Consider the following 13284-nt stretch of genomic DNA (forward strand, 5'->3'; position numbering starts at 1 on the left):
TCGATCGGTTCAGGGAAAGGGCGCGCCTTCCGGGCGCGCCTTTTTCATGCCGTCGCCCTGCCACGAGTTCCACAGCTCGGCGTACGCCCCACCCGCCGCCACCAGCTCGTCGTGTGACCCCAGCTCGACGATCCGCCCGTCGGCCATCACCGCGACCCGGTCGGCGTCGTGTGCCGCGAACAGCCGGTGCGCGATCGCCACCACGGTCCGCCCGCTGACCACGGCGGCGAGGGAGCGTTCCAGATCCCGGGCGGCCCGCGGGTCGAGCATCGCGGTCGCCTCGTCGAGCACCAGCGTGTGCGGGTCGGCGATCACCAGCCGGGCCAGTGCCACCTGCTGCGCCTGTGCCGGTGTCAGTGGCCGGCCACCCGAGCCGACCACCGTGTCCAGCCCGTCCGGCAGCGCGTCGACCCAGGTGAGGGCCTGGACCGCGGTGAGCGCGGCCCGGATCTCGCCCTCCTGCGCGCCGGGCCGGACCATCGCCACGTTGTCGCGCAGGGTGCCGATGAAGACGTGGTGCTCCTGGGTGACCAGGGCGACCTCGGTACGCAGCCGGTCGGGCGGCAGCGCGTCCAACGGCACGCCGCCGATCGTGATGCTGCCCGACGTGGGCCGGTGCACTCCGGCGAGGAGCCGGCCCAGGGTGGACTTGCCCGCCCCGGAGACCCCGACGACGGCGAGCCGTTCACCCGGTTCCAGCACCAGGTCGACGCTGTGCAGCACCTCACGTCCCGGTTCGTAGGCGAACCGCACGTCGCGTACCTCGATCCGGGTGCCGACCGGCTTCGGGACGTCGGTGATCGCCGGCGCCGGATCGGCCGTGACACCCAGCAGCCGGGCCAGGGCGGCCGCGCCGACCTCCAGTTCGTCGAGCCAGCCGACCAGCCGGTCCAGGGGGTCGACCAACTGCTGCACGTAGATCAACGCGGCGGTGAGCGCACCGAGGGTCACCCGGCCGTCAAGGTAGAGCCGGCCGCCGATGAGCAGGGTCAGCACCATCGGCACCACGTAGCTGATCTCGATCACCGGCCACCACACGGTCCGCAGGTGCAGCGTGTACCGCTCGGCCCGCCAGGAGCGCCGCAGGTCCAGGTCGGTACGGGCGACCCGCTGCCGCTGCCGGCCGAGCGCCTCGACGGTTCGGGCGCTGTCCACCGTCTCGGTCAGTCCCTCGGTCACGTCCGAGTAGGCGGCGTTCTGTCGCAGGTAGCCGCGGGGCGCGTACCGCAGGTACCACCGGGTTCCGGCCGCCATGATCGGTACCCCGATCAGCAACGGCACCGCGAAGACCGGACTGACCAGCAGCAACGCCCCGACCACGAGCCCCAGAGTGATCAGGGCGATGAGCGTCTCCGGCACCGCGAACCTGACGCATTTGGACAGTGCGTCCACGTCCCGGGTGGTGCGGGTCAGCAGGTCCCCCGAACCTGCGCGCTCCACCGTGGACAGCGGCAGCGCGAGCACCCGGCCGACGAACTCCTCCCGCAGCCGGGTCAGCACCCGTTCCCCCAGCCGCGCCGATGCCACGTGCGCGAACCTGATCAGTACCGTCTGCACCAGCACGAACCCGCCGATCGCCAGGGCCAACCGGTCCAGTTCGGACATCGGTGCCCGGTCGTGGACGCCCTGCACCAGCTCACCGAGGAGGCGGGGAGCGGCCAGGCCGGCCAGCGCGGCGGCCACGTGCAGGCTGATCGTGGCCCGGAACAGGCCCGGGTACTGGTGAATCAGGTCACGGGCGTAGCGACGGGCCTGCGCGGCGCTCGCAACCGGGAGCAGCCGGGTCACTTCTCCGCGTCCTCCGGGTCGGACGCCGCCCCGTTCCCGCGGCGGACCAGACGGGCGTAGCCGGGTGCGGCGGTCAGCAGGTCGGCGTGGGTGCCGGTCGCCGTCACCAGGCCGTCCTCGACGAAGCAGACATGATCGGCCCGGCTCAGCAGCAGCGGGCTGTTCGTGCAGATCACCGTGGTCCGGCCGGTCCGGGCGACCCGCAGCCGCTCGGCGATCCGGTCCTCGGTCCACGCGTCGACCGCGTTCGTCGGCTCCACCAGGACCAGCACCTCCGGGTCGGCGATCAGGGCTCGGGCCAGGCGCAGCCGCTGCTGCTGGCCGCCGGAGAAGCAGCGGCCGCGATCGGTCACCACGGCGTCCGGGCCGTCCGGCAGTCCCTCGACGATCTCGGTGGCCGCCGCGACTTCCAGAGCGACTTCCAGACCTTCGGCGGCGTACGGGTCGAGGTCCGCCCGAAGACGGCCGGAGAACAGGCGGGCCTCGTTGTCGGCGACCAGGATCCGTGCGCGCACGTCGAACCGGGCGGCGTCGGCCAGTGGGACACCGCCCAGGGTGGCACCGTCGGCGTACCGGCCCAGTCGATCGGCGATCCGGGTCGCATCGGCGGGGGCCGTGGCGGCTATCGCGGTCAGGCGGCCGGGCGTCACCCGTACCCCCGAAACGGGATCGAAGAGATCACCTGCCGGGAGTGGCGCCGAAACCGGCGGGTCCGGAAGATCGCTGCGCTCGCGCAGCATGGTGACCACCCGGCGGCTGGAGACGTGCCCACGGGTCAGCTTGTCGATCGCTTCGGTGAGCTGCCGCAGCGGCGCGACCAGGAACGCGGCATATGCGTAGAACGCCACCAACTGCCCCACGGTGATCCGCCCGTCCGCCGCGAACCGCGCGCCCAGCCAGGTGACCAGCACCAGAAACAGCCCGGGCAGCAGCACCTGGGCCGCCTCCAGCAGCGCCTCGATCCGGGCGGTGTGCACCCCGGCCGCGCCGAGCGCCCGCGACTCGACCCGGTAGCGGGCCGCCATGGTCGCCTCGCCGCCCACCCCGCGCAGCACTCGCAGGCCGCCGACCAGGTCCGCGGCCCGCCCGGTGAGATGGCCCTGCCGCTCCCGGTAGACCCGCTGCCGCCGGTGCAGGGGCAGGATCAACATCGCGACGACGGACATCAGCAGCGGTACGCCCAGCAGCACCACCAGCCCCAGCGGCACCGAGGTGTGTAGCAGCACGACGGTGACCGTGATCACCGCGAGTAGCGAGCCGATGCCCCGCGAGGTGATGTCGACCGCGCTGCCGATGTGGGTGATGTCCGAGGTGCCGATCGCCACCACCTCACCGGCGTCGAGCCGGCGCGGCAGCGTGGAGCCCAGCTGGTTCGCCTGCCGGACCACCACCTGCACGGTCCGGAACGCCGCCGACAGCCAGTTGGTGACCGCGAACCGGTGCCGGGCGATGCCGGTGACCGCCTGCACCAGCCCGACCCCGAGCAGCAGCGCCGCCCAGGCCGCCAGGGTGGTCGTGTCCCGGTCGACGGCGGCGTCCACGGCCCGGCCGACGACCGCGGGCACCAGCGCCTGACAACCCATCCAGGCGATCGCCAGCAGCGCCGCGACGGCGACCGTCAGGCGCGAACGCCGGATCAGCCAGAGCAGATATCGGGTGGCAGATCGAAAGTCGGGAATACCGGGATCGTGCACAGGCAGTCTTCGCATCAGGCCCCGACGGTAAGGCCGAGGTGCGACTACTGCGACTGGTCAGCGATCGACCGGGTGGAAATCCCAGACGTGTGGAGCGCGTGCCACCAGGTTTTCCGGCGGGGTACGCAGGTTCTCCGGGGAGTTGCGCCATTTGGTGATGACGACGATGCGTTGATCGGTGGACGAATAGACGTCACTCGACACATGTTGTGGCAGTACCTCCAGGGCAGGCACCGCCGTGTCGCAGACCCAGGCCAGCAGCTCGTTGAAGCCACTGCGCGAGGCCCGCACCTCCCACATCCGCGCGATCATGAAGGCTTCCTACCCCGGGACACTGACCTCGGTCAAACCCATGGACGAATCCGCCGGCAGATCGAGACGACTCGGTGCCACGCCGGCTTTCACCAGGTGCGAGCCGAGCGCGGCCACCATGGCGCCGTTGTCGGTGCACAGACCCGGCCGGGGTACGCGCACCGCGATCCCGTGTTTCGCGGCCCGCTCCTCGGCCAGCACCCGCAGCCGCGAGTTGGCCGCCACCCCACCACCGATGACCAGGGTCTGCACTCCGTTCGACAGGCACGCGTCGATCGCTTTCGCGGTCAGCACGTCACAGACCGCCTCCTGGAAACTCGCCGACACATCGGCCACCGGAACCGGCTCGCCCGCTCGCTCGCGCGCCTCCACCCAGCGGGCCACCGCTGTCTTCAGCCCCGAGAAGGAGAAGTCGAACCGGTGCGCCACCAGGTCTTTCGCCGCCGTCAACCCGCGCGGGAAGACGATCGACGCGGGGTCGCCGTCGCGCGCCGACCGGTCGATGATCGGCCCGCCCGGGAAACCCAGCCCGAGCAGCCGGGCCACCTTGTCGAACGCCTCACCGGCCGCGTCGTCGATGGTCGCGCCGAGCGGCGTCACCCCCGCCGTCAGGTCGTCGACCAGCAGCAGCGACGAATGGCCGCCGGAGACCAGCATCGCCACCGCCGGCTCGGGCAGCGGCCCGTGCTCCAGGGTGTCCACCGCCACGTGCGCGGCCAGGTGGTTGACGCCGTAGATCGGCTTCTCGGCGGCCAGCGCATACCCCTTCGCCGCGGCCACCCCGACCAGTAGCGCACCGGCCAGGCCGGGACCGCTCGTCACGGCGATCGCGTCGACGTCGGCCAGGGTCACCCCGGCCTCGTCCAGCGCCCGCTGCATGGTCGGGACCAGCGCCTCCAGGTGCGCACGGCTGGCCACCTCGGGCACCACCCCACCGAACCGGGCATGCTGATCCACGCTGGACGCCAGCGCGTCAGCGAGCAGGGTGTGCCCGCGCACGATGCCGACACCCGTCTCGTCGCAGGAGGTCTCGATCCCGAGGACCAGGGGTTCGTCACGCATCGCGCATCATCACCAGGGCGTCCGTGTTGCTGGGTTGGTAGTAGCCGCGCCGGATGCCGACCGGCTCGAAGTCATGACTCGCGTAGAGGCGCTGCGCCGGCGCGTTGTCGACGGCCACCTCGAGCAGCGTCTTGCGGGTGCCGCGCCGGGCCGCCTCGGCGAGCAGCGCCTCCAGCAGCCGCCGGCCGAGGCCGTGCCGCTGGGCGTCGCGCCGGACCGCGATGTTCTGCACCCAGGACTCGTGCTCGTCCACGACGGACAGTCCGGCATATCCGACGACCTCTTGACCGTCGAGCGCCGCCAAATAAAACTGGCCGGTCGCCAACTCGTTCCAGAACATCGCGGCGGACCATTTCTCCGGCCCGAAGAGATCCTCCTCGATCGGCAGCACCTCTTCGATGTGCCACCACCGGAACCGCTCGATCAGCGCCGCCGGCTGCCCGCCGCCGTCGGAGACGTCGCCGATCACGTCAGCACCGGCTTGCGGGCCGAGGGCTCGACCGCGTCCGGCCGCCGCAGATACAACGGCGTCAGGATCTCGCTCGGCGCGGCCTCGCGAATGCGATCGGCCGCCAACGCGACCAGCGCGGCGCCCGGCGGATACAGCAGATGCTCCTCGACCGGTACGCCGAACAGGTCCCCGTATTTCAAGGCACCCTCGCCCGCGGCCCGATCAACGAGCCCGGCCACCGAGGCTCCCGCATCGTCCCCGCCGCGGGCCGGCCCACCTGCCGCTTCCCCCGCGCCGACCAGCAGCCCCGACGGGAGGGACCCGCCCACCGCGCCGTGCAGCAGGCCCGCCACATCGGCCGGTTTCGCCACCTCGGGGCCGGTCACCCGCTCCCCGTCGGCATACGTCGCGAAATACACCTCACGCCGCCGCGCATCGGTGGCGATCAGCACCCGACCCGGACCGGCGGCCCGACCCAGACCGTCCAGCGAACACACCCCGTAGGTCGGGACGCCCAGCGCCTGCCCCATGCTCGCCGCGGTGGCCAGCCCGACCCGGAGACCGGTGAACGGCCCCGGTCCGAGCCCGGCCACGATCGCGGTGAGGTCACGTGGACGCAGCCCGGCATCGGCCAGCACGGCGGCGATCTCCGGGGCCAGGCGCTCCCCGTGCGCGCGTGGATCGACGGTGCGGCGCTCGGCGATCCCGGACAACACGTCCGGGGTCACCTCGACGAGCGCCGCCGTCGACGCGGGAGTTGCGGTGTCCAAGGCCAGTACCAGCACAGCGAAACCCTAGACGGTGGCCCGCGGGTCCCAGTCGATGACCGGCCGTCCACCGTCGGCCAAGGCCTTGTTGGCGGCACTGAACGGACGGCTGCCGAGGAAACCGACCCGGTTCAGCGGGCTCGGGTGGCCCGCCTCCAGGACCGCGTGCACCGGGTTGGTGACCAGCGCCGCCTTCTTCTTCGCGTAACTGCCCCAGAGCAGGAACACGATCCGCTCGTCGCGCTCGTTGAGGGCCTTGATGGTGGCGTCGGTGAACGCCTCCCAGCCCTTGTTGCCGTGCGACCCGGCCTTGCCCGCCCGGACCGTCAGCACCGCGTTGAGCAGCAGCACACCCTGCTTCGCCCAGCCGGTCAGGTCGCCACCCGGCGGCTTCGGCACATTCAGGTCCTCGTTGAGCTCCTTGAAGATGTTGCTCAGCGACGGCGGCCGGCGGACCCCCTCACGAACGCTGAAGCTGAGCCCGTGCGCCTGGCCGGGACCGTGATACGGGTCCTGCCCCAGGATCAGCACCCGGGTCTGCGCCGGGGAGCACAGCCGGTAGGCCGCGAACAGGTCCTCCACCGGTGGGTAGATCGTCTCCGTGGCGTACTCCCCGGCCACCCACTCACCCAGGGCGGTGGTCGCGGCGGCGTCGAGGTGGGGGACAGCTCGGCGCGCCACTCGGCCGGCAGCTGCTCGATCAGGTTCACATGGTCTCCAGTCGGTGTGCCCAGTCGCCGCCGTGCGGCAACAGTTCGACAGTGCGGGTGTCGTCGTCCAGCCGGTCCAGCCGGACCTGCAGGTATTCGTCGTTGAGCTGCTCGACCAAGCCCACGCCCCACTCGACGACGGTGACCGCGTCGTCGGCCGAGGCGTCCAGGTCCAGGTCGTCGATCTCGGCGCGCGGGTCCGGGCGGTCGCCCAGCCGATACGCGTCGGCATGCACCAGCGGCACCGGGCCGCGGTGCACCCGGGCGATCACGAAGGTCGGTGAGGTGATCGGGCCCTGCACGCCGAGCCCGGCGCCGATGCCCTGGGTCAGGGCCGTCTTACCGGCCCCCAGCGGACCGGTGAGCAGCACCAGGTCGCCGGGCCGGAGTAGACCGGCCAGCCGCCGCCCGAACTCACGGGTGTCCTCGACGGTCGCCAGCTTCACGTCAGTTTCTCCAGGAAGGGGATGAGCGCCGCGTTTACCTGATCGGCTTTCTCCAGCATCACCACGTGCCCGCTGTTCTCGATCTTCAACAGCTCGGCCTCGGGCAGATTCTCGATGATCTGCTCGGAGTGGGTCACCGGGGTGAGGTAGTCACGGTCGCCGACGACCACCAACACCGGGACGCCGCGCAGTGCGGACAGCGCCGGGATGCGGTTGTGGGTGTAGAGCGTCTGCAGATACTTGGTCAGGGTCTCCGCGGACGTCTTCGAATTCATGCTCTCCACGAACGTGACGAGCGACGGGCTGGGCTTGGCCTCACCGAACCCATAGCGCCTGGTCAGCAGCCAGGCCAGGTCGGAGGAGGCCACCCGGGCCCGGTCGATGGTGCCGCCGCCGAGTTGGGCCGCCTTGTCCCACAGCGGGAAGAACGGGGCGCTCACCCGGGCCACCACGTTGGTGATACCGAGTTTCGCCTTGTCGAAGAGACCGGCCGAGGTCGAGATCAGCACCACGCCGGTCACCCGGTTACCGAACCAGGCCGGGAACTGCTCGGCGAACGCCATGATCGTCATGCCGCCCATCGAGTGTCCGACCAGGATGATCCGGCCCTCCGGCACGGCCTCGGTCAGCACCGCGGCCAGCGACCGGCCGAGCGCCGCCAGGTCATACGTCCCGGATTTGAGCTTGCTGGACCGGCCGTGACCGGGCTGGTCGTAGAAGACCATCCGGTGTGAGCCCCGCTCGGCCAGCGCCTTGCGCTGGAAGTAGAAGGTGCCCATGTCCAGCGCGAACCCGTGCACGAAGACGATCGTCGGCTCACCCGGCGCACCGGCCGGCTCGATGATCTCCACATGCAGGTCGGTGCCGTCGGCGGCGGTGACCGTCAGCTCCCGGTCGAACGGCTGGTCACCGAACGGCTCGTCGACGAACGGGTCGCCCGGCGCGTTGACCGAGCGCCGGACCAGCGCCCGCTCCACCGCGAACGCGGTGGCCAGACCGGCCGCGGCGACACCCACCGCGGCCCCGAATATGCCCGCGCCCTTGACGACGCGTGACCGCTTCACCGGGCGACCTCCCCGACATAGTGGCGTGGCACGCGGCTGCTGCCGAACCTGGTGACGATCTCGTAGTTGATGGTGCCGGTGGCGGCCGCCCAGTCGTCGGCGGTGGGCTCACCGTCGTCACCCGGGCCGAACAGGATCGCCACGTCACCCGGCACCACCGGCTCGTCACCGACGTCGACGACGAACTGATCCATGCAGACCCGCCCGGCGATCCGGGCCGTCGTGCCGCCGACTCGCACCGGACCGGCGCTCGACGCGTGCCGGGGCACACCGTCGCCGTAGCCGAGCGGGACCACGGCCAGTGTGGTCGCCCGCGAAGTCGAGTAGGTCAGCCCGTAGGACACACCCTGACCGGCCGGAACCCGCTTGGCCAGGGTCACCCGGGCCCGGGCCGTCATGGCCGGCCGCAACCCGTAGGTCTCCCCCGCGACCGGCGACAGACCGTAGGCCGCGATCCCGGCCCGGACCAGGTCGAAATGTGTGTCGGGCCGGGTCAGTGTGGCCGCCGAGTTGGCGATGTGGCGATAGCGCGGTGTGATGCCGTAGGTCGCGGCCAGGGCCAACCCCTCGTGGAACGCGGCCAACTGCCTGTCGATCGACTCGTGACCGGGCTCGTCGGCGCAGGCGAAGTGGCTCCACACCCCGACCGCCTCGAGGTCACCGTCGGCCTGGGCCTTGGCCGCCGCCTCCAGCAGGGCCGGCCAGTCGGCCCGGCCGGCGCCGCCACGGGCCAGGCCGGTGTCGAGTTTCAGATGCACGCGGGCCGGACGCCCGGCCCGGCGGGCGGCCGACACCAGCTCGTCGACCAGGCCGGTGGTCGCGGCGCCCAGATCGACGCCGGCCTCGACCCCCTCGTGCAACGGCAGGCCGGGGCTGAGCAACCAGGCCAGGACCGGTGCCTCGACACCGGCCCGGCGCAGCGTGAGCGCCTCGTCGAGAGTGGCGACGCCGAGCCAGGTGGCGCCGCCGGCCAGCGCGGCCCGACCGGCCGGCACCAGGCCGTGACCGTAGCCGTCGGCCTTGACCGCCACCAGCACCTCGGCGGAGGTGCGGGCGCGCAGCATCGCGACGTTGTCCCGGATCGCGTCCAGATCGACACGGACTTCGGCCTGCCACATGCCTCCACCCTACTGAGGCGTACGACAATTTCCGCCGGACAGTCCTCAGGCCGGGTGAGCCGACAGATCGGCCAGCACCGGACGCAGCGCGGCGGCCACGTCCGACGCCGTGACCGGCCCGTCCTCGGCGGCCCGGCGACCGGCCAGCCCGTGCACGTAGGCGGCGGCGACCGCGGCCCGAGCCGCCGGCAGCCCGGCCGCCAGCAGCGACCCGAGCAGCCCGGCCAGCACGTCCCCGCTCCCGGCCGTGGCGAGCGCCGGGCTACCGGTGGGATTGGCCCAGATCTCCCCGGACGGGGTGGCCACGATGGTCCGGTCGCCCTTGAGGAGCACCACGGCGTTGGTCCAGACGGCCAGTCGCGCGGCCGCACCGGCCCGGTCCGCGGCTGGCGCCTCCCCGGCCAGCCGCTTGAACTCGCCGTCGTGCGGGGTGAGCACCAGCGGAGCGTCCCGCCGCAGGTCGTCGGCGTGCTCACCCCCGACCAGCAGGTTGATCGCATCCGCGTCCAGCAGCACCGGCAACGAGGTGGCGAGGACACTGCGCAGCTCGGTGCGGGCCTCGTCACCGGAGCCGAGCCCGGAGCCGCAGACCCAGGCCTGCACCCGACCGGCGTCGGCGACCCGGTCCGCGACCACCACCGACGGGTGCGCGCGGACCACCTCACGGTGCGCACTGCCCGCGTACCGCACCATGCCGGACGGGCCGGCCAACGCGCCCGCGGTGGAGAGCAGGGCCGCGCCGGGGTAGAACGCCGAGCCGGTGGCCAGGCCGACCACGCCGCGGCTGTACTTGTCCGAGGTGGCGTCGGGCCGGGGCCACCAGGCGGCGATGTCGGCGGCGTCCGGCACCCGCACCGCCGGGTCCCCGGTCAGCGCCGGGCCGAGGCCGATGTCCACCAGGTCCACCTGACCGCAGCGGACCGTGGCCGGGCCGAGCACATGGGCCGGCTTGAGGCAGCCGAAGGTCACCGTGACGTCGGCGGTCACCGCCTCGCCCGGCACGTCGCCGGTGTCCACGGTCACACCGCTCGGGACGTCGACGGCCACCACCACGGCCCGGTCACCGGTCCGGCCCCGGAGGCCGCCGATCTCCCGCACGATCGCCGCCGCCTCGGACCGCAGCCCGCCGCCGGCCCCGATCCCGACGATGCCGTCCAGCACCAGGTCAGCCCGGGCCGGCAGGTCACGAGTGGTGAAGCCGCCCGCCTGGCGCAGCGCGGCCAGGCCGGCCAGGTGCACCCGCCCCGGGGTCAGGAGCAGGGCCCGGACCTGGGCGCCCCGCTTCGCCAGCGCGGCTCCGGCGTAGAGCGTGTCGCCGCCGTTGTCACCGCTTCCGACCAGCAGCAGGACGCGTGCTCCGTACACCCCGCCGGTCTTCTCCAACAGCAGGGCGCAGCGCCGGGCCAGACCGGCGGCCGCCCGTTGCATGAGGGTGCCCTCGGGCAGGGTCGCCATCAGGTTCTTCTCGGCCGCCCGCACATCGCTGACCCGCCATGCCTGGCGCAAGGTTCCTCCTAGTTGTCGGCGATCACTCGCTGCCCGCCTCGGCGACCACCATCGCCGAGGCGATCCCGCCGTCGTGTGACAAGGACAGATGCCATCGACCGATGCCACGCTCGGTCGCTGCGGCGGCGACCGTACCGGAGACGGTCAACCACGGCCGGCCGTCCGGATCGGTGACGATCTCGCAGTCGTGCCAGCGCATGCCGACGGGTGCGCCGAGCGCCTTGGCGACCGCCTCCTTGGCCGCGAACCGGGCCGCCAGCGACTCGGCCGACCTCGGGTTCCCGGACCTGGTCAGCCGCTCGGCCTCGGTGAAGAGCCGGTCCGCGAGCAGCGGGGTCCGGTCCAGCGCACGGGCGAAGCGTTCCACCAGGACGACGTCGATGCCGACAGACACGATCACAACGTCACCCTATCGGCGCATCCGGTCACTTTCCCGGGCCCGCCCGCCTATCAGGACGCTGTCTGCGGGCGCAAGGCCTGTGCACGGTCGTCCACAGGCCGCCCCGGACGACCCTCGCGGGCCTCTAACGTCGTCGCATCCCCTCGCCCCTAGGAGGTTTGCCCGATGAATCCTGATTTCGAGGTCGACACCGCGGGCCTGCACCGGGAGGCGACGGCCATCGCCGCCTTCGCCGAGCGGGTCACCGGTGCCGCCGCCTCCGCCCCGGTCGCCGACCCGGCCCCGCACTGGGCGACCACCACCGCCAACCTTCTCGCCGCCGACTCCGCCCGCCGCATGGTGGGCCTCATCGGCCGGGACACCGCCGAGACCGCGTCCCGGACCGACGCCGCCGCCGCGGCCTACGAGGAGGCCGACGCCCGTGCGGCCACCCGCCTCGGCGGCACCCGGCGGGGCCGATGAACACCGTCGACTCGCCCGCCGTCACCTACGCCCGGCTCCGGGCCACCGATCCGGGCCGCTGGCTGGCCACCGCGCTCTCCTGGCGCCGATGGGCGGCCCTGGCCGGGGCGTTGTGCACCGAGTTCGGCACGCTGCTGAGCCGGTTACCCGCGTCCTGGTCCGGCGCCGCGGCCGAGGCCGCCCTGGCCCGGCTCGGCGGGCTGCGCCGCCGCGCGGCGTTCTTCCGGGTGGTCTGCTGGCGGGCCGACCAGGCACTCTGCGAGTTCGCCGCGGCCCTCGGCCGGGCCCGCGCCCTTCTCGACCGGGCAAGCGCGGCGGCGCGAGGTTCAGGCTTGGAAATCGACGATCACGGTACGGTCCACGGCCACCCCGGCTCGGAAGAGGCGGTCAGAGCCGTCACCGGTGCTCTGTCCCGCGCCCTGGCCGTCGCCGCCGAGGCCGACCGCACCGCCACCACCAGGCTCACCGCCCTGGCCGAGATCCCACCGCACCCGGCCCCGGCCACGTTCCCGCCGTGCACCGCGACCGCCGGCGAGGTCCGCAGCTGGTGGGAGCGGTTCTCCCCGGCCGAGCGCACGTGGCTGCTGGTCACCTCCCCGGCCGCGTTCGCCGGGGCCGACGGCATCCCGGTCGCCGACCGCGACATCGCGAACCGGCTCCTGCTCGACGACGCCCGGGTCGAACTGGACCGGATGCGGGCCGCCGGCACCGATCGCGACCGGGTCCGTGACCTGCGCGACGGGCTGGACCGGCTGACCGCACGCCTGGAGGAGGAGGGCGCGCCCCGGGCGTACCTGATCGGTCTCGGTCTTGATGGTGAGGGCCGTGCCGTGGTCGCCCTCGGCGACCCGGACCGCTCCGCGCACGTCCTCACCCATGTTCCCGGCATGACCTCGGATCTGAAGTCGCTGGGCGGCGAGCTGACCCGGGCCGAGCGGGTCGCGGTGCGCGCCGGTGAGCTGGGCCCGGCCGAGTCGGCGAGCGCGGTGCTGTGGCTCGACTACGACGCCCCGGATTTCGTGCACGAGGCCGCCTCGGACCGTCCGGCGCGGGACGGCGCCGCGGAACTGATCCGGTTCCAGGAGGCGCTGCGGGCCACCCATGAGAGCGGGCCCGCGCATCAGACGGTGCTGGGGCACAGCTACGGCTCGCTGGTGGTGGGTGCGGCGGCGGCCGCCGGTGGGCTGTCCGCCGACACCGTGGTCTTCGTCGGCTCACCCGGCATCGGCGTGGACTCGGCGTCCGAGCTGCGGTTCCCCGCCGACCGGGTGTGGTCGACGACGTCGTTCACCGACCCGATCCAGTTCGCGGTCGCCCCCAAGGACCTCCTACCGGACGGGCAGAGGCATCTGTGGTTCGGCCGCGACCCGAGCGAGCCGGGCTTCGGTGCCCGCGTCTTCCCCAGCCAGTTCGACGCGGGCCACCTGGGCTACTGGGACCGGGGCGGGCCGGCTCTCGACGCCCTCGCCCGACTCACCCTGGGCGGGACGCCGTGAGCCGGCGC

General features: G+C 72.8%; 13 protein-coding genes and 1 pseudogene. 2 read left to right on the top strand and 12 right to left on the bottom strand.

Features of this window, described 5'->3' with window-relative positions; all coding sequences use genetic code 11:
* Positions 1-9: 9 nt before the first annotated feature.
* The 12 genes and pseudogenes from Q0Z83_RS40270 to Q0Z83_RS40325 form a co-directional block, all read right to left on the bottom strand.
* Positions 10-1788: an ABC transporter ATP-binding protein gene (locus tag Q0Z83_RS40270; RefSeq protein ID WP_317788642.1), complete on the bottom strand. Its 1779-nt coding sequence runs from the start codon at positions 1786-1788 to the stop codon at positions 10-12.
* Complete coding sequence (locus tag Q0Z83_RS40275) at positions 1785-3497, bottom strand: ABC transporter ATP-binding protein (RefSeq protein ID WP_317788644.1); 1713 nt, start codon at positions 3495-3497, stop codon at positions 1785-1787. The genes Q0Z83_RS40270 and Q0Z83_RS40275 overlap by 4 nt, the downstream gene beginning before the upstream one ends.
* A 42-nt stretch (positions 3498-3539) precedes the next feature.
* Positions 3540-3794 (bottom strand): hypothetical protein, encoded by a 255-nt coding sequence (locus Q0Z83_RS40280; RefSeq protein ID WP_317788646.1) that lies wholly within the window; start codon positions 3792-3794, stop codon positions 3540-3542.
* A 9-nt stretch (positions 3795-3803) separates the two neighbouring features.
* Positions 3804-4856 (bottom strand): tRNA (adenosine(37)-N6)-threonylcarbamoyltransferase complex transferase subunit TsaD, encoded by a 1053-nt coding sequence (tsaD, locus tag Q0Z83_RS40285; protein WP_317788647.1) that lies wholly within the window; start codon positions 4854-4856, stop codon positions 3804-3806.
* Positions 4849-5322 carry a ribosomal protein S18-alanine N-acetyltransferase gene (gene rimI / locus Q0Z83_RS40290; RefSeq protein ID WP_378078903.1) on the bottom strand — a complete coding sequence of 158 codons (474 nt, stop codon included), beginning with the start codon at positions 5320-5322 and terminating at the stop codon, positions 4849-4851. The genes tsaD and rimI overlap by 8 nt, the downstream gene beginning before the upstream one ends.
* Positions 5322-6092 carry a tRNA (adenosine(37)-N6)-threonylcarbamoyltransferase complex dimerization subunit type 1 TsaB gene (tsaB, locus tag Q0Z83_RS40295; RefSeq protein ID WP_317788649.1) on the bottom strand — a complete coding sequence of 257 codons (771 nt, stop codon included), beginning with the start codon at positions 6090-6092 and terminating at the stop codon, positions 5322-5324. The genes rimI and tsaB overlap by 1 nt, the downstream gene beginning before the upstream one ends.
* A 9-nt stretch (positions 6093-6101) precedes the next feature.
* Positions 6102-6784: pseudogene (ung, locus tag Q0Z83_RS40300) on the bottom strand (uracil-DNA glycosylase).
* Complete coding sequence (gene tsaE, locus Q0Z83_RS40305; RefSeq protein ID WP_317788650.1) at positions 6781-7230, bottom strand: tRNA (adenosine(37)-N6)-threonylcarbamoyltransferase complex ATPase subunit type 1 TsaE; 450 nt, start codon at positions 7228-7230, stop codon at positions 6781-6783. Before tsaE ends, ung begins: the two are co-directional and overlap by 4 nt.
* Entirely contained in the window at positions 7227-8294 is a 1068-nt protein-coding gene (locus tag Q0Z83_RS40310) for an alpha/beta fold hydrolase (RefSeq protein ID WP_317788651.1), read from the bottom strand. The genes tsaE and Q0Z83_RS40310 overlap by 4 nt, the downstream gene beginning before the upstream one ends.
* Positions 8291-9412, bottom strand: coding sequence for an alanine racemase (gene alr / locus Q0Z83_RS40315; RefSeq protein WP_317788652.1), 1122 nt, complete (start codon positions 9410-9412; stop codon positions 8291-8293). The genes Q0Z83_RS40310 and alr overlap by 4 nt, the downstream gene beginning before the upstream one ends.
* A gap of 45 nt (positions 9413-9457) precedes the next feature.
* Complete coding sequence (locus Q0Z83_RS40320; protein ID WP_317788653.1) at positions 9458-10918, bottom strand: NAD(P)H-hydrate dehydratase; 1461 nt, start codon at positions 10916-10918, stop codon at positions 9458-9460.
* 22 nt (positions 10919-10940) lie between these two features.
* Positions 10941-11318: a holo-ACP synthase gene (locus tag Q0Z83_RS40325; protein WP_109598675.1), complete on the bottom strand. Its 378-nt coding sequence runs from the start codon at positions 11316-11318 to the stop codon at positions 10941-10943.
* Between the two features lie 165 nt (positions 11319-11483).
* Between Q0Z83_RS40325 and Q0Z83_RS40330 the strand changes: the two genes are divergently transcribed.
* Positions 11484-11780, top strand: coding sequence for a hypothetical protein (locus tag Q0Z83_RS40330; protein ID WP_317788654.1), 297 nt, complete (start codon positions 11484-11486; stop codon positions 11778-11780).
* Positions 11777-13276, top strand: coding sequence for an alpha/beta hydrolase (locus Q0Z83_RS40335; RefSeq protein ID WP_317788655.1), 1500 nt, complete (start codon positions 11777-11779; stop codon positions 13274-13276). The genes Q0Z83_RS40330 and Q0Z83_RS40335 overlap by 4 nt, the downstream gene beginning before the upstream one ends.
* Positions 13277-13284 lie beyond the last annotated feature (8 nt).

It is taken from the genome of Actinoplanes sichuanensis (genome assembly GCF_033097365.1).
Lineage (GTDB): Bacteria > Actinomycetota > Actinomycetes > Mycobacteriales > Micromonosporaceae > Actinoplanes > Actinoplanes sichuanensis.